This is a genomic window from Enterobacter sp. CPE_E863 (assembly GCF_046521465.1).
GTDB lineage: Bacteria > Pseudomonadota > Gammaproteobacteria > Enterobacterales > Enterobacteriaceae > Enterobacter > Enterobacter adelaidei.
The window spans coordinates 2,342,537-2,358,783 of record NZ_JBKFZX010000001.1; the positions used below are offsets into that span (position 1 = coordinate 2,342,537).

11 protein-coding genes and 1 pseudogene are annotated in these 16,247 nt (G+C 51.7%); 8 read left to right on the forward strand and 4 right to left on the reverse strand.

What is annotated here, in order from left to right; genetic code table 11:
* The first annotated feature begins 66 nt into the window (after nucleotides 1-66).
* Entirely contained in the window at nucleotides 67-1,008 is a 942-nt protein-coding gene (locus ACLHV8_RS11530; protein WP_208595290.1) for an ATP-grasp fold amidoligase family protein, read from the forward strand.
* Here the strand turns inward: ACLHV8_RS11530 and ACLHV8_RS11535 are convergent.
* The 3 genes and pseudogenes from ACLHV8_RS11535 to ACLHV8_RS11545 all read right to left on the reverse strand — a co-directional run bounded on the left by ACLHV8_RS11535 (nucleotide 989) and on the right by ACLHV8_RS11545 (nucleotide 3,844).
* A pseudogene (locus ACLHV8_RS11535) lies at nucleotides 989-2,036 on the reverse strand (ATP-binding protein). The gene ACLHV8_RS11530 and the pseudogene ACLHV8_RS11535 overlap by 20 nt on opposite strands.
* Complete coding sequence (locus ACLHV8_RS11540; RefSeq protein ID WP_410376888.1) at nucleotides 2,033-2,740, reverse strand: response regulator; 708 nt, start codon at nucleotides 2,738-2,740, stop codon at nucleotides 2,033-2,035. The pseudogene ACLHV8_RS11535 and the gene ACLHV8_RS11540 overlap by 4 nt, the downstream one beginning before the upstream one ends.
* A 123-nt stretch (nucleotides 2,741-2,863) precedes the next feature.
* Entirely contained in the window at nucleotides 2,864-3,844 is a 981-nt protein-coding gene (locus ACLHV8_RS11545) for an IS5-like element ISKpn26 family transposase (RefSeq protein ID WP_000019445.1), read from the reverse strand.
* Nucleotides 3,845-4,202: 358 nt separating this feature from the next.
* Here ACLHV8_RS11545 and ACLHV8_RS11550 point away from each other — a divergent pair, with 358 nt between their 5' ends.
* From ACLHV8_RS11550 to pdeR, 7 genes are all read left to right on the forward strand, one after another.
* Entirely contained in the window at nucleotides 4,203-4,595 is a 393-nt protein-coding gene (locus ACLHV8_RS11550; protein WP_374936333.1) for a transporter, read from the forward strand.
* 124 nt (nucleotides 4,596-4,719) lie between these two features.
* Entirely contained in the window at nucleotides 4,720-5,628 is a 909-nt protein-coding gene (locus tag ACLHV8_RS11555) for an ABC transporter six-transmembrane domain-containing protein (protein ID WP_065422670.1), read from the forward strand.
* A gap of 4 nt (nucleotides 5,629-5,632) precedes the next feature.
* Nucleotides 5,633-8,728, forward strand: coding sequence for a multidrug efflux RND transporter permease subunit (locus ACLHV8_RS11560; RefSeq protein ID WP_208595091.1), 3,096 nt, complete (start codon nucleotides 5,633-5,635; stop codon nucleotides 8,726-8,728).
* A 270-nt stretch (nucleotides 8,729-8,998) separates the two neighbouring features.
* Nucleotides 8,999-9,787, forward strand: coding sequence for an enoyl-ACP reductase FabI (gene fabI / locus ACLHV8_RS11565; RefSeq protein ID WP_003856831.1), 789 nt, complete (start codon nucleotides 8,999-9,001; stop codon nucleotides 9,785-9,787).
* A 154-nt stretch (nucleotides 9,788-9,941) separates the two neighbouring features.
* Nucleotides 9,942-10,928 carry a carboxymuconolactone decarboxylase family protein gene (locus ACLHV8_RS11570; RefSeq protein WP_028018811.1) on the forward strand — a complete coding sequence of 329 codons (987 nt, stop codon included), beginning with the start codon at nucleotides 9,942-9,944 and terminating at the stop codon, nucleotides 10,926-10,928.
* Nucleotides 10,929-11,016: 88 nt separating this feature from the next.
* The gene (locus ACLHV8_RS11575; RefSeq protein ID WP_208595092.1) at nucleotides 11,017-12,951 is read left to right on the forward strand and encodes an exoribonuclease II; all 1,935 of its coding nucleotides are present in this window, start codon (nucleotides 11,017-11,019) and stop codon (nucleotides 12,949-12,951) included.
* A 323-nt stretch (nucleotides 12,952-13,274) separates the two neighbouring features.
* On the forward strand, nucleotides 13,275-15,254 hold the full coding sequence (gene pdeR / locus ACLHV8_RS11580; RefSeq protein ID WP_208595093.1) for a cyclic di-GMP phosphodiesterase: 1,980 nt from the start codon (nucleotides 13,275-13,277) through the stop codon (nucleotides 15,252-15,254).
* On the opposite strand, the gene ACLHV8_RS11585 is transcribed toward pdeR, so the two are convergent.
* Nucleotides 15,251-16,120 (reverse strand): crotonase/enoyl-CoA hydratase family protein, encoded by an 870-nt coding sequence (locus ACLHV8_RS11585; RefSeq protein ID WP_129323453.1) that lies wholly within the window; start codon nucleotides 16,118-16,120, stop codon nucleotides 15,251-15,253. The two genes, pdeR and ACLHV8_RS11585, sit on opposite strands and share 4 nt — an antisense overlap.
* Nucleotides 16,121-16,247: the final 127 nt, after the last annotated feature.

Genomic DNA, 16,247 nt, shown 5'->3' on the forward strand with positions numbered 1-16,247 from the left:
CATATTTTAAGCAATATCAATCAACAGTTCTTCTCCAGAATATCCGGACAATACGGGGGAGAAGAAATGAACACTGTCACTTACGTTCTAAAATACACAGAGTATCTCATCAGAAAATGCCGTTCATTTTTAATGACGGACCTGCACTTTCATACCATGAGGCTTAAAAGAGTATCCGGGAAAAACCCTGACATTAACTCACCCACAACGTTGAGTGAAAAAATATGCCATCGTCTGGTCTATGACCATAATAACTTCTACACGATGCTTGCCGATAAACTCGCCGTTCGGGCGTACGTTTCCTCCAGAACAACGCGCGTGAAAACAGTGCCATTAATCGGCGTTTATACGAGGCCGTCGCAGATTGATTTTTCAGTTCTTCCTGACAAATTCGTCCTTAAGTGCAATCATGACAGCGGCAGCACAATAATATGTACAAACAAATCGCAATTTAATGAAAGAGAAGCGTGTAAAAAGCTGAGCCTCGCGTTAAAGAAAAATCTTTACTACACCACGCGCGAATGGCAGTACAAAAACATTACGCCGAGTATACTTTGCGAGCCGTTTGTCGATCTCTTCGACGATGCTGACAGGAACACAACGCCCGAAATGCTGAGGATCCATTGCTTTCATGGTGTTGCTCACTATGTAGAAGCGGATTTTACGGATGATAACGGCAAGGGGTTTATCAACGTTTATGACAGGCACTGGAACTTACAACCCTTCCGGATGGAATATCCGAATACTTCAGTAGGGCCAGGCGAACCGCTCTTGTTCCGACAGGCTTTGTTGGCCTCCCAGGAGCTGGCGCATGGCATTGACTACTGCCGTGTGGACCTTATGTTAAAAAGAGACGAAATCTATTTCAGCGAGATAACCTTAAGCCCGAGACGCGGTAAACTGACGATTACCCCGCAGGAATGGGATGCTAAGTTAGGAAAAATATGGCATTTATCGCCGGCAGGCACATTTGACCTGCCGCTGAAGCTCACGAGTCGGGCCAGGTGAGTTTAAATATCGAGTGGTTTTGCGTCGATAAGGTATAGGTAACATCGCCACCATGAGCCAGCATGATGGCTTTTACCACCGACAAGCCCAAACCACAGCCTTCCGGGTTCACATGTCTGGCGCCATTATCGCGCTGAAAGGGCTGAAACAGGAAATCATGAAACTCTCCGGGGATGCCCGGTCCCCCGTCCTGAATAAGGATATAATTGCCTTTATCAGAAACGCCATTTTTCACGATGAGCGTGCGCGAGGTTGAATAGTGTAAGGCATTATCAAATAAAACGGTCAGACACTGATTGATGCGTAATGGATCGAATACGCATTGCTGATCCCTCAGGTCTGTATTGACGGTAAACGCCTTACGGCTGAACTCGGGCATGAACGTATCGAGTGCATTCTGTATTGTCCCTTTGAGATCCGTTCTGGACTGGCATAACGTGTAACCCGCCCCGCCATCCGAACTGATAACCCGGAGATCTTCAATCAGGCGGGTTAACCCTTCCGTCTGTTTGAGAAGATTATTAAACAGCACCGGGTCCGGGGTAAAAACGCCGTCAACCAACCCCTGAAGCCGTCCGCGTAAGATCGTGACTGGGGTTCTCAGCTCATGCGCAATAGCGGCATTCCAGGATTTCCTCTGAATATCCAGCGTCTGTAATTTTTCCGCCATTTCATTGAAATCCGTCACCAGGTGATTGATCTCACCCAGCCGGGAACTGGCGCAGAATGCCCTGAGAAATCTTTTTCAGGCTGGACGCTACCGCGTTTAGCGGGGTGAGGATCCGCGATGAAAGTTTGATCGTGAAAAAGAGTGCAATAATCAGACTGATCGTTGTCGCGGTCCCAATCCATACCCAGTCCCACATCGTCATCTGCTCGTCATCGCCCGCAGCAGCGCCGCCCGGGAGGTGTTCCAGAATAAAGGAGTAAAAAAACCAGGAGCCGAGTACGGCGATGGCAATGATCGTAAACGTCAACAACAGCATATACGTTAAGATCTGACGACTCAGAACAGACTCTTTGTTCATTTCTTTTCCCCAAGCCGGTAACCCATGCCTCTGATGCTCTCTGGAACACCGTAAAGGCCAGCAAGCTCCAGTTTTTTACGCAACTTGCTCATATGGCTGTCGACCGTTCTGTCGAGCGTATCCCCTTCCGGCAGACATGTGTTGAGTAGCTCTTCGCGGGAGCAGACCTTTCGCGGGTATCTCACCAGGTATGTGAGCAATTTAAATTCGGTCGTCGTTAATACCGGGGAGACAACCTCTGCCTCCACGGTGACTTCCACGTAGAAGTCATCCGGATAGACCGTAATAAATGGCGTTCTGAGCGGCTGGGAACCCGTCTGCTGAAGCGCGGGTTTTGTCCTGCGCAGCACCGCCTCAACCCGTGCGACAACTTCAGAAGGGTTGAAGGGTTTGATCACGTAATCATCCGCGCCCAGCCTCAGCCCCATGAGCTTATCGACATCCTGATCGAGAGCGGAAACCATAATGACGGGGACAACACTTTCCTGACGAATCGTGGTGAGTACACTCCAGCCGTCACATACGGGCAGGTGAATGTCCAGCAATATGAGATCAGGTTTATGGAGGCGATTGAGCGCTATGGCCTGCTCGCCCTGCCGGGCTCGGAGCGTTTTCATTCCCGAACGCTCTAAGTAGCTCATCAGTATATCGGCGATTTCGTCTTCATCTTCAACAACTAGGGAAGGTGCGAATAAGCAGGTCATTTCTTCCCAAGCTGACTCGCTGATTAAAATTTCGCGGATCTGGGCCGATTTTTTTCCCGCAAACACATCGAATCAGCCTATTTAGGCTATTTTTTCCACCATTTCTGGCGTTATTTCCGGTTTTTACTGAGATCTCTCCCACTGACGTATCATTTGGTCCACCCGAAACAGGTTGGCCAGGGTGAATAACATCGCCAGTTGGTTATCGTTTTTCAGCAGCCCCTTGTATCTGGCTTTCACGAAGCCGAACTGCCGCTTGATGATGCGAAACGGGTGCTCCACCCTGGCACGGATGCTGGCTTTCATGTATTCGATGTTGATGGCCGTTTTGTTCTTGCGCGGATGCTGCTTCAAGGTTTTTACCTTGCCGGGACGCTCGGCGATCAGCCAGTCCACATCCACCTCGGCCAGCTCCTCGCGCTGTGGCGCTCCCTGGTAGCCGGCATCGGCTGAGACAAATTGCTCCTCTCCATGAAGCAGATTACCCAGCTGATTGAGGTCATGCTCGTTGGCCGCGGTGGTGACCAGGCTGTGGGTCAGGCCACTCTTGGCATCGACACCAATGTGGGCCTTCATGCCAAAGTGCCACTGATTGCCTTTCTTGGTCTGATGCATCTCCGGATCGCGTTGCTGCTCTTTGTTCTTGGTAGAGCTGGGTGCCTCAATGATGGTGGCATCCACCAAAGTGCCTTGGGTCATCATGACGCCTGCTTCGGCCAGCCAGCGATTGATGGTCTTGAACAATTGACGGGCCAGTTGATGCTGCTCGAGCAGGTGGCGGAAATTCATGATGGTGGTGCGATCCGGCAGGGCGCTATCCAGGGATAATCGGGCAAACAGGCGCATGGAGGCGATTTCGTACAGGGCATCTTCCATGGCACCGTCGCTCAGGTTGTACCAATGCTGCATGCAGTGAATACGCAGCATGGTCTCCAGCGGATAGGGCCGTCGGCCATTGCCCGCCTTGGGATAAAACGGCTCGATGACAGCGGTCATATTCTGCCATGGCAGAATCTGCTCCATGCGGGAGAGGAAAATCTCTTTTCGGGTCTGACGGCGCTTAGTGCTGAATTCACTATCGGCGAAGGTGAGTTGATGGCTCATGATGTCCCTCTGGGATGCGCTCCGGATGAATATGATGATCTCATATCAGGAACTTGTTCGCACCTTCCCTAGGATCAGCGTATTTTTGTACATTTTATCTCCGTGGGTGAAAACCCTTTGAGCTCGCTATCAGATCTCTTTAGCACAATAAGACACAGCCGCCGGGAGAAAGTGCCGTAGTCACGAAAAATTCCCGGCTGATTTACCTGCCCGGTTAATTCTCCATACAGCCTACACATTTCGTCAATAAAGACTCGACAATGCCCGTACACAATCGTTATTGAGACAAAACTCTTTTTACATTGGGCGTTGCAAATTAATCCTGTTACTTAATGACTTTATGAAGTTGACTCAAATAATGAACATGGAACTTTCTAAATATTTCTCTCCCAAAAAGCTGGGCATATATTCCCTGTTCCTGCTGCTGTCCTGGGGATTACTTTATACCTGGCTGGTGCTGGTACACAAAATGGATGAAAAAGTCGCCTCAACGCTACTCTCTTCACCCATCATCTATGGCTGCATCGCATTGTCGGTTGTCTCTCTGATAATCCAGAATAAAGCTGGCGCGTTGACTGAGCTACTCGTCGTCGCCTTCTGGTTGATGGTGATTTTTGTTTATCTCATTATTACGTTCACCGTGCTGTTAAACGTGATACCTGATATCGAGGATCTGATCTTTTACTACGAGTGTTATTTGATCATTTTTTTTGGTGGAGCCCCGCTGTACCTTATTATAAGAATGATTTGAGCCGTTGCTCCACACAACCTCCACAAACCGCCCATTTCCGCTAAACAGATGCGCGGTAGACTCTCCCTCACGCTATTTTGCACAAAAATAACTCACTGAAAAAACCTGATAAAAATTACCCATAATGATGAACCGTAATAATCTTCGTTCTTCTGAACCTGCCGGAGTAATGCACTCGCTAAAAAAACTCGCAATACGGCACCGGAAAAAACTGGTTGTCACTTTTTTCCTGGTGGTGGCCGAAAACGTGACGTTTTTACTTTATCCCGTACTGGCTGGCATCGCGATAAATGCCATCCTCGCCGGTGAAACGCTTAACGCCGCGCTGTATGGCCTGATGGTACTTTGCATGTGGTTCATCGGTGCAGCCAGACGGAGCGTAGACACGCGCACGTTTGCACGCATTTATGCCGGACTCGCGGTTTCCGTCGTCCTGGCACAGCGCAAATATCAGCTTAACCATTCGGCGATCGCCGCCAGGGTAACGCTCTCACGCGAATATGTAGATTTCTTTGAAATGCACCTTCCCCTGCTTATTACTTCGCTGAGCTCACTTTTTGGTGCCGCAATCATGTTGATGTTTATTGAATTTTGGGCCGGCGTCATGTGCTTTGCGATTGTATTTATCCTGCTCGGATTTGTTTCAGGATACGCCCGTAAAAATGAATGGCTGTTCATGCGCCTGAATAATCGGCTGGAAAAAGAAGTGGATTATGTTCATAAGGCGGGCACGGCCACGCTTCACCGACATTACTCCACGCTGGCGCGTTTACGTATCGCATTATCTGACCGCGAGGCGTGGGGTTATTTGTGGGTTGGCGTGCTTGTTGCCGCGCTTTTTACGCTGACCATCGTCTGGATGACGCGCTCAACCGGCATCACCGCCGGACATATTTATTCGGTGATGACCTACATGTGGATGTTCGCGACGAGCCTCGATGATGCACCGCAACTTCTTGAGAAATTTTCGCAGCTCAGGGATATCGGTAAGCGCGTATCCACTGATGATGAAATTCACGTAACGGGACGTTAATTTAATGCCGCATTTTTTTATTGAACGCCCCGTTTTCGCCTGGGTAGTGGCGCTTTTTATCGTTCTGGCAGGACTCCTGTCTATTCCCCGTTTGCCGGTTGCGCAGTATCCGGCGGTGGCGCCCCCTGGAATCATTATTTCCGTCAGTTACCCGGGGGCCAGCCCCGATGTCATGAACACGTCGGTGGTATCGTTAATTGAGCGCGAAATCTCTGGCGTAGATAATTTGCTCTACTTTGAATCATCCAGTGACACAACCGGTTCAGCATCGATTACCGTTACGTTTAAACCGGGCACGGACATCAAGCTGGCGCAGATGGATCTGCAGAATCAGATTAAGATCGTCGAGCCTCGTCTACCTCAGGCGGTAAGGCAAAACGGCATTAACGTTGAGGCCGTTAACTCTGGGTTTTTAATGATGGTGGGGCTGAAGTCCGCGACGGGTCAATTTGAGGAAGCCGATTTAAGCGACTACTTTGCCAGAAATGTCAGTGACGAGCTTCGTCGCGTGCCCGGCGTAGGGAAAGTTCAGCTGTTTGGCGGCGAAAAAGCGCTGCGCATCTGGTTGGATCCCATGAAGCTCCACAGCTACGGGCTTTCGGTGAGTGATGTTCTTACCGCTGTTGGCCAGCAAAATGCCCTTGTTTCGCCTGGTAAAACGGGAGATGAGCCCGCATCTGCAGGACAAGGGGTGACGTATCCCATCACCGTGAAGGGACAACTCTCCTCGGTAGAGGCGTTCAGAAATATCACCCTGAAATCTGACGCATCCGGCGCCCGCCTGAAATTGTCCGACATTGCGCGGATTGAATCTGGCCTGCAAAGCTACGCCTTTGGTATTCGTGAAAATGGCGTGCCCGCAACGGCGGCGGCAATCCAGCTCTCGCCTGGCGCGAATGCAATGAGTACAGCTTCCGGCGTACGGGCGCGCATCGACGAGCTTTCCCGGGTGTTACCCGAAGGAATGGTGTTTACGGTTCCCTTCGATACCGCGCCGTTTGTGAAACTTTCTATCATGAAGGTTGTTCAGACATTTGTAGAGGCGATGGTCCTGGTCTTCCTGGTTATGCTGCTGTTTCTGCACAAGATACGCTGTACGCTTATCCCGGCGATTGTTGCGCCCGTCGCACTTCTTGGCACCTTCACGGTGATGCTATTGAGCGGCTACTCCATCAATATTCTGACGATGTTCGGCATGGTCCTGGCGATAGGAATTATCGTTGATGATGCCATCGTGGTTGTGGAGAACGTTGAACGACTGATGGAGGAAAAAAGCCTGTCCCCGCGTGACGCCACGCGGCAAGCCATGCAGGAAATCACCCCGGCGATTATAGGCATCACGCTGGTACTAACCGCCGTCTTTATCCCCATGGGGTTTGCCGAAGGATCCGTCGGGATTATCTACCGACAATTTTGTATTTCCATGGCAGTCTCCATACTGCTGTCCGCGTTTCTTGCCCTGACGCTGACGCCTGCCCTGTGCGCAACGTTACTCAAGCCGCATAAGGCAGAAAAGAGCGGAGGTGGAAGGTTCGCAGTCGGGTTTAACGCGCGCTTTCGTTCGCTCACCGCCTGTTACGAAGCCGGGCTGGGTGCCGTTCTGAAGCGAACCGGGCGTATGCTGCTCCTGTACGCTGCGCTTTGTGCTGCGCTGTTTTTGGGATTGTCTTCGTTACCGTCGTCCTTTCTGCCGGATGAAGATCAGGGCTACTTTATGTCCTCAATCCAACTGCCTTCTGATGCCACAATGCAGCGTACCCTCGACGTGGTTAAAAAATTTGAAGAGGAAATTGCGGCCCGACCGGATATTGAAAGCAACATTATGATCCTGGGGTTTGGATTTTCAGGTTCAGGACCAAATTCGGCTATGGCCTTCACCACGCTGAAGGACTGGAAAGATCGGCAGGGCTCGACGGCCCAGGGGGAAGCCGACTGGATACAGGCCAGTATGGCAAACGTCCCTGATGCCGTCACGATGAGCCTGCTCCCGCCGGCCATTTCGGATATGGGCACCTCCTCGGGCTTCACCTGGTACGTGCAGGACAGAGCGGGACTAGGCTACGAGGCGTTAAAGCGCGCTGCCGACGCACTGGTCCTGCAAGCCAACCAACGCCCTGAACTCAGTGATGTCTATATAGACGGACTTCCGGAAGGAACAAGCCTTGCGCTCCAGGTTGATAGAGAAAAGGCGGAAGCGATGGGCGTCTCATTCGATGAAATCAACCAAACGCTCTCCGTCACCCTGGGCTCAAATTACGTCAATGACTATACGAATAACGGCCGCGTTCAGCAGGTGATTATTCAGGCCGATGCGCCCCACCGAATGCAGCCAGAGCAGATACTGACATTATCAGTGAAAAACCGGATGGGACAGATGGTGCCGGTATCGACGTTTGCCACGCTTTCCTGGAACGTTGCGCCGCAGCAGTTGACGCGTTATCAGGGATATTCGGCTATTCGCATTACCGGAAATGCGGCGCCGGGAGAGTCCAGCGGCACCGCAATGAAGGTTATGGAGAACGTGTCCAGGAGTCTGCCTCAGGGCATGGCTGGCGAGTGGGCCGGGAGTTCATTGCAGGAGAGAAAATCGGAATCTCAGCTTCCGGGCCTTATCGTCCTGTCGATACTGGTCGTGTTTATGGTGCTGGCCGCCCTGTATGAGAGCTGGTCTATTCCTTTTGCGGTCATGCCGGTTGTTCCGCTGGGTCTTATCGGCGCGGTGATAGCGGTGTCCGTTACCGGCATGACGAATGACGTTTTCTTCAAGGTCGGCCTGATTACGCTTATCGGCCTGTCGGCCAAGAACGCCATTCTGATTGTTGAATTTGCCAGGCAGCTCCATCGACAGGGGCAGCCCCTGCTGGCTGCAACCATTCATGCTGCCAGCCAGCGTCTGCGCCCCATTCTGATGACGTCGTTAGCCTTCACCTTAGGGGTTGTTCCGTTGATGCTGGCCAATGGTGCGAGCGACAGTACGCAGCATGCCATCGGTACCGGCGTATTTGGCGGAATGATTAGCGGTACGCTTCTCGCGATCTTCTTCGTACCGGTTTTCTTTATCGTCATCGCGCGCTTCATCGATAACCTCAGCAAAGCGTGAATACCCTTGCGGGATCGCGCTTTCTCGCTGGTTGGATGAGGTGAACGTGTTGCCGGGTGATATACTGGACTAATGCTGAAATTTTGAGTCCCCGCGAGTCCGCGACGCATTCTTCGGGGCATGCGTCTTCGGAGAAGTGCGAGAAATATCGTGACACAAGGGGCTGTGAGTGGGCTATAATTTCGAGCTAATTTCGAATGATTTTGAAATACTGCCTGTAACACTATGAATTACAAGGCAAAATAAGCAATGAATATAAGGATTAAAGCTATGGGTTTTCTTTCCGGTAAGCGCATTCTGGTGACTGGCGTTGCCAGCAAACTGTCCATCGCATACGGCATCGCTCAGGCAATGCATCGCGAAGGCGCTGAGCTGGCGTTCACCTACCAGAACGACAAGCTGAAAGGCCGTGTTGAAGAGTTTGCCGCGCAGCTGGGTTCCAGCATTGTTCTGGAATGTGACGTTGCACAAGACGAAAGCATCGACGGCATGTTTGCTGAACTGGCAAAAGCATGGCCGAAATTCGACGGTTTCGTTCACTCCATTGGCTTCGCTCCTGGCGACCAGCTGGACGGCGACTACGTGAACGCGGTTACCCGTGATGGCTTCAAAATCGCTCACGACATCAGCTCCTACAGCTTCGTTGCGATGGCGAAATCCTGCCGCGCGATGCTGAACCCGGGCGCAGCTCTGCTGACCCTGTCCTACCTGGGCGCTGAACGTGCTATCCCTAACTACAACGTCATGGGTCTGGCGAAAGCCTCTCTGGAAGCCAACGTACGCTATATGGCGAACGCAATGGGTCCTGAAGGCGTGCGCGTTAACGCCATCTCTGCAGGTCCTATCCGCACCCTGGCAGCTTCCGGTATTAAAGATTTCCGTAAAATGCTGGCACACTGCGAAGCGGTTACCCCGATTCGTCGTACCGTTACCATTGAAGATGTGGGTAACTCTGCAGCATTCCTGTGCTCTGACCTTTCCGCTGGTATCTCCGGCGAAGTGGTTCACGTTGACGGTGGCTTCAACATCGCTGCAATGAACGAGCTGGAAATTAAATAAGCTGTGACTCTCTTCCCGCACGGGAAGAGAGTTTTTCCCTCCGCACCACCCCTTCGTTATTCCGTTCTGCTATTTGTTATCACCTAACAATATTTTTCCCTTTATCAGCCTTACGCCAGGATATTGATCGCCATTTTGAGATCAAGGAACGCACATGGAACAACGCCGTTTTTCCGGCAAAGGCCACTGGTACCACGAAACCCAGTCCAACCACGCGCAAACGGATGTTCTGCCCCTGGTGCCCGAAGCCGCTAACGTCGACGATCGTTTTTTGCTCGATTTAGCCCTGCCTGATGAGATTGTCGCCGCCTGTACAGGCTGGCTTACTCCTGCCAGAGCCTTATGCCAACTGCTGTTTCCGCTCTCAGTTCCCGTGAATCGCCTGCAAACGCTCAGCGCTTACGATCGGCTCAGTACCGCGTTAACCGTTGCGCAGGCCTGCGGCGTTCAGCGGCTGTGTAACCACTACGCCGCCCTCCTCGCCCCGCTTCCCGGCCCGGACTCCTCGCGTGAAAGCAACCGACGTCTGGCGCAAATCACCCAGTATGCCCGCCAGCTCGCCAGCTCTCCTGATGTCATTGATGATAAAGCCCGGAACCAGCTTGATGAGGTGGGCCTGTCAACCTACGACATTGTGGTGATTAACCAGATTATCGGCTTTATTGGTTTTCAGGCTCGCGTAGTCGCGGTGTTTCAGGCTCTGCTGGGACATCCTGTTCGCTGGTTGCCGGGCCATCATATTCAGCCGCACACCCTGCCCACGCCCCATGACGCGTGGGTACCGCTTTTACCCGTCGTCGAACTGCGCTATGCAAGTGCACATCAGCTTGAATCTCTCTCCCGCTGGCAGTCGGAACCCGCGCTTGAAGCGCTGACGCCGGTTCTTTGCCATGAACCGACGCTACTCGACCTGACGGGAGAAATCCTGATTAATATTCGCGAAGAGATTTCTCTTACCTCTCCCGCACTTTCGGCAGCAACAGAACTGCTGACACGCTCTCCTGACCGCTTCAGCGCCGCACAGTTTACCCCGCTCATGGATGCAGGACTCCCTGCCGTACACGCGATCGAACTGCTAAGCCAAAGCGCATTTGATGGCTGGCTCAATCGCCTGAACGTCGCGTTTGGTAAAGAGGAATAACCATACTAATTACCCAAAGAGCGCTTGCTGATACAGTGAGAATCGCGTAAAACTGTCAGCCGCTCAATGGCTACGAAAATAGAACATTATGTTTCAGGACAACCCGCTGCTAGCGCAGCTTAAACAGCAACTGCATTCCCAAACGCCGCGTGCAGAAGGGGTCGTAAAAGCCACAGAAAAGGGTTTTGGCTTCCTTGAAGTTGACGCGCAGAAAAGCTATTTCATTCCGCCACCGCAGATGAAAAAAGTGATGCATGGCGATCGCGTCATGGCCGTCATTCATACCGAGAAGGATCGTGAGTCCGCCGAGCCGGAAGAACTGATCGAACCGTTCCTGACCCGTTTTGTGGGCAAGGTGCAGAGAAAAGACGATCGTCTTTCTATCGTGCCGGATCATCCCCTGCTGAAAGATGCTATTCCCTGCCGCGCCGCCCGTGGCGTTGAGCATGATTTTAAAGAAGGTGACTGGGCAGTAGCAGAAATGCGCCGTCATCCTCTGAAAGGCGATCGCGGTTTTTATGCTGAATTGACCCAGTTCATCACCTTTGGCGACGACCATTTCGTGCCGTGGTGGGTGACGCTTGCACGCCATAATCTTGAAAAAGAGGCGCCGAATGGCGTTGCAACTGAGATGCAGGATGAAGGCCTGGTTCGTCGCGATCTCACTGCCCTGGAATTTGTCACCATTGACAGCGCCAGTACAGAAGATATGGATGATGCCCTCTACGCTGAAGAGAGTGCCGATGGCAAACTGCATTTGACTGTCGCCATTGCGGACCCAACCGCGTGGATAGCTGAAGGCAGCAAGCTGGACGATACGGCGAAAACCCGCGCATTCACCAACTACCTGCCGGGCTTTAACATTCCGATGCTGCCACGCGAGCTGTCTGACGACCTCTGTTCATTGCGTCCACATGAAGTGCGTCCGGTACTTGCCTGCCGCATGACCATCGCTGCAGATGGCACGATTGAAGATGATATTGAGTTCTTCGCCGCGACCATTGAATCAAAAGCCAAGCTGGCTTATGACAATGTTTCCGACTGGCTGGAGAACACCGGCAGCTGGAAACCGGAATCAGACGCCATTGCCGCTCAGATTCGTCTGCTGCACCGTATCTGTCTGAACCGCGGCGAGTGGCGTAAAACCCATGCGCTGGTGTTCAAAGACCGTCCGGATTACTGCTTTGTTCTGGGTGAAAAAGGCGAAGTGCTGGATATCGTGGCCGAGCCACGACGCATTGCCAACCGCATTGTTGAAGAAGCGATGATTTCTGCCAACATTTGCGCCGCTCGCGTGCTGCGAGACAAACTGGGCTTTGGCATTTACAACGTCCACACTGGATTTGATCCGGCCAATACCGAAGCGCTGGCAGCCTTGCTGAAAAATCACGATGTGCATGTTGATCCAGAAGAAGTACTGACGCTGCCGGGCTTCTGCAAGCTTCGTCGCGAGCTTGACGCACAGCCTTCTGGTTTCCTGGATAGCCGCATTCGTCGCTTCCAGTCCTTCGCGGAAATCAGCACAGAGCCAGGCCCGCACTTTGGCCTGGGTCTGGAAGCCTATGCGACCTGGACATCCCCGATCCGTAAGTATGGCGATATGGTTAACCACCGCCTGCTGAAAGCGATTATCAAAGGCGAAACGATTGCACGTCCTCAGGACGATACCACCCAGCAGATGGCCGATCGTCGTCGTCTGAACCGGATGGCAGAACGTGACGTTGGGGACTGGCTGTACGCGCGTTTCCTGAAGGACAAAACCGGTACAGATACCCGCTTTGCTGCGGAGATCATTGATATTAGCCGTGGCGGTATGCGCGTCCGTCTGGTGGATAACGGTGCTGTCGCCTTTATCCCTGCTCCGTTCCTGCACACTGTCCGTGACGAAATGGTCTGTAGTCAGGAAAATGGGACTGTGCAAATTAAAGGTGAAACGGTTTACAAAGTCACAGATGTGATTGACGTAAACATCGCTGAAGTTCGCATGGAAACCCGGAGCATTATCGCGCGCCCTGTCGCCTGATAGACTGTTAAAATGTCGGTCCTTTCTTTGCAGGAAAGGCCGACATTTTACTTTTATCTTTCACCACAAAATCATCACTTTTTCTTACTATTTTCAATCTCCCTCCGCCCAAACTCACCATAATTATCTACAGTAAAAGAGTGTTGTTATATTCGGTTACGTGAATTTTTATACGCTACGTATCCTTTTTAGCGTGACTCGTTTTATTATAAGAATTCAGGGAAAAAACAATAAGTTCACTTCGGTTTTGCCGCTGTTTCACAACGGAAAAGTCGACAGCAAATGAATAATTTGTGCGCTAATGAGCAGCTGCGGGAGAATACATGATGGACGATCTGGAGCAGAATTTGCTGTTTCGTTACATGGGCACTCACAGCCCATGGTGGCGATTATCAGCTGACAGCAACGCTCTGCATCTTGCCGCAAGTGAAAATGCCGACGTGACTCAGGTGGTGTCGCTGGACGACGAACAGGCTGACCTAACTGTTATTACCTCCAGCATTTCAATGACGCTCTCTTTGTACGGGGAAAATGTCCCTGTCCATCTTGTCGGACGCAAAATAACCCGCAATGAGTGGGCTGGCACCGCGTCCTCCTGGAATGATACCCCCTCCGTGGCCCGCGATCTGGCTCAGGGCCTCTCATTTGCGGAGCAGGTAGTCTCAGAGGCCAACTCCGTCATTGTTATTCTCGATCATAACGGCAATATCCAGCGTTTTAACCGACTAAGTGAAGAGTACACCGGCCTGAAAGAACAGGAAGTCATTGGCCAGAACGTGTTTAAGCTCTTTATGAGCCGCAGCGAAGCAGCGGCCTCAAAGCGCAATATTACCGGTTTCTTTCGTAACGGCAGTTCGTATGAAGTCGAACGCTGGATCAAAACGCGAAAAGGACAAAGATTGTTTCTGTTCAGAAACAAATTTGTTCACAGCGGCAGCGGTAAAAATGAAATTTTCCTTATCTGTTCCGGTACCGATATTACAGAGGAACGCCGTGCTCAGGAGCGGCTGCGCGTGCTGGCCAATACCGACACCATCACCGGGTTGCCAAACCGCAATGCGATCCACGAACTGATTTCAGATGCCATCGACAGCCGTGGCGAAACGCAGGTTGGCGTGGTCTATCTCGATCTCGATAACTTCAAAAAGGTCAACGATGCCTACGGGCATATGTTTGGCGACCAGCTGCTACAGGCTGTCGCCCTCGCTATTTTGAGTTGTCTTGATGAGGGCCAGATACTGGCTCGACTCGGCGGTGATGAGTTTATTGTCATGGCCACAAATACCTCGCAGGGTTCTCTGGAGGCAATGGCGTCGCGCATTTTAACCCGTCTGCGCCAGCCGTTCAGAATTGGTCTGATTGAAATTTACACCGGTTGTTCTCTGGGTATCGCGCTCGCACCACAGCATGGCATTGACCGGGAAAGCGTCATTCGCAATGCCGATACTGCGATGTACACCGCCAAAGAGAACGGACGGGGTAAGTTTTGTGTCTTCTCACCTGAGATGAACCAGCGCGTGTTTGAATATCTCTGGCTAGACACCAACCTGCGTAAAGCGCTTGATAACGATCAGTTGCTGATCCACTACCAGCCCAAAATAACCTGGCGTGGGGAAGTCCGTAGTCTTGAAGCGCTGGTCCGCTGGCAGTCACCAGAACGCGGTTTGATCCCTCCGCTGGAATTTATCTCTTATGCCGAAGAGTCGGGTTTGATTGTGCCCTTAGGTCGCTGGGTGATGCTGGACGTGGTTCGCCAGATCGCTAAATGGCGCGACAAGGGGATTAATCTGCGCGTGGCCGTGAACGTCTCTGCGCGCCAGCTGGCCGATCAGACTATTTTCAGTGATTTAAAACAGGCGCTCAAAGATCTGAACTTTGAATACTGCCCTGTGGACGTTGAGTTAACCGAAAGCTGTCTTATCGAGAACGAAGAGCTGGCGCTTTCAGTAATCCAGCAGTTCAGCAAGTTAGGGGCGCAAATTCATCTGGATGATTTTGGCACGGGCTACTCTTCGCTCTCGCAACTGGCCCGATTCCCGATCGATGCCATTAAACTCGATCAATCTTTTGTCAGGGATATTCATAAGCAATCCATCTCCCAGTCCCTGGTTCGCGCCATTGTTGCGGTGGCGCAGGCGTTAAATCTGCAGGTGATTGCGGAAGGCGTGGAAAGTGCAAAAGAAGACGCCTTTCTGACTAAGAATGGCGTCAACGAACGGCAGGGTTTTCTTTTTGCTAAGCCGATGCCCGCTGCCGTATTCGAGCGATGGCTAAAACGATATCAATCGCGAAATCAGCGTTAACTGGCTTTGCGTAAACCCGCCGCATGATGGCGGTTTTGCAGCATAACCAGACGCTCCATATAGGCGATATCTTTTGGCTCGAGGCAGAATGCGGCATCAACCCAGTCTTCTGTAATGTCCATCAGCTCGCTGCGGGGCAATTGCAGAACGCGTGTACGGGCACGTAACATTGATCTTATACCGTTCAATTTTGGCCGCAGCGTGTCGATAAATGTCCTGACAGAGACGTAGCTTTGTCCAGGTTCAAACAGCACATCCACCAGCCCGTGCTGTTCGTACCATTCTGCCGTATGCGATTCCCCTTTATAGATGAGTTCCTCTGCCAGTTTCATACCGGAGCGACGTGCAACAAGTGAATATCCCCCCATGCCCGGGAACAGGTTGAAGGCAATCTCGGGGAAACCTAAACGGGCATCGCGCTGAGCCATTACGAAATGGTGCGCCAGAGCGGCCTCAAACCCGCCACCTAATGCACTGCCTTCTACCATTGCCAGCGTGATAGCCCCCGTATCAAACCCGCGTGATGCCGCATGAACGCAATCAACGCATGCACGTGCATATGCCCGTAACGCTTCTCGACGTCCGTTCTGAATGCACTCGACGAAGAACTGTAAATCACCTCCTGTATTGTACATTTCAGGAACCAGCGATCCGGTTACCCAAAAATCGACCTCAAAACCAGACTGACGCACCAACCATGAGAGGTTCATGATCTCCTCAATTAGCGCATGATTGAAGCAAGGACGCGGCTGGGCCTGCAGCATCATCCAGACTGTACGGCGCTCCGCCTCGTAATACCCTGATAACTGCGTGAAACGTTTAGAATCGGTAAACAGTGTGCATGTAGGCTGATTGATAACTGTCATAGTCTAATTCCTCTTATAAAAAAGCGCCTTGCGCGCAGTTTTAGACTAATCCACTCATTAAGCCCACTGCATGAGAGGGAATAAATTTATCACTGTTGTTTATGTAATTTAGTTATTGCATTTTTTC

Excerpts from the sequence above, each read along its gene's own strand:
- ACLHV8_RS11530 (WP_208595290.1), top strand. The coding sequence starts at position 67 with ATGAACACTGTCACTTACGTTCTAAAATACACAGAGTATCTCATCAGA.
- ACLHV8_RS11540 (WP_410376888.1), bottom strand. The coding sequence starts at position 2,740 with ATGACCTGCTTATTCGCACCTTCCCTAGTTGTTGAAGATGAAGACGAA.
- ACLHV8_RS11545 (WP_000019445.1), bottom strand. The coding sequence starts at position 3,844 with ATGAGCCATCAACTCACCTTCGCCGATAGTGAATTCAGCACTAAGCGC.
- ACLHV8_RS11550 (WP_374936333.1), top strand. The coding sequence starts at position 4,203 with ATGAACATGGAACTTTCTAAATATTTCTCTCCCAAAAAGCTGGGCATA.
- ACLHV8_RS11555 (WP_065422670.1), top strand. The coding sequence starts at position 4,720 with ATGATGAACCGTAATAATCTTCGTTCTTCTGAACCTGCCGGAGTAATG.
- ACLHV8_RS11560 (WP_208595091.1), top strand. The coding sequence starts at position 5,633 with ATGCCGCATTTTTTTATTGAACGCCCCGTTTTCGCCTGGGTAGTGGCG.
- fabI (WP_003856831.1), top strand. The coding sequence starts at position 8,999 with ATGGGTTTTCTTTCCGGTAAGCGCATTCTGGTGACTGGCGTTGCCAGC.
- ACLHV8_RS11570 (WP_028018811.1), top strand. The coding sequence starts at position 9,942 with ATGGAACAACGCCGTTTTTCCGGCAAAGGCCACTGGTACCACGAAACC.
- ACLHV8_RS11575 (WP_208595092.1), top strand. The coding sequence starts at position 11,017 with ATGTTTCAGGACAACCCGCTGCTAGCGCAGCTTAAACAGCAACTGCAT.
- pdeR (WP_208595093.1), top strand. The coding sequence starts at position 13,275 with ATGATGGACGATCTGGAGCAGAATTTGCTGTTTCGTTACATGGGCACT.
- ACLHV8_RS11585 (WP_129323453.1), bottom strand. The coding sequence starts at position 16,120 with ATGACAGTTATCAATCAGCCTACATGCACACTGTTTACCGATTCTAAA.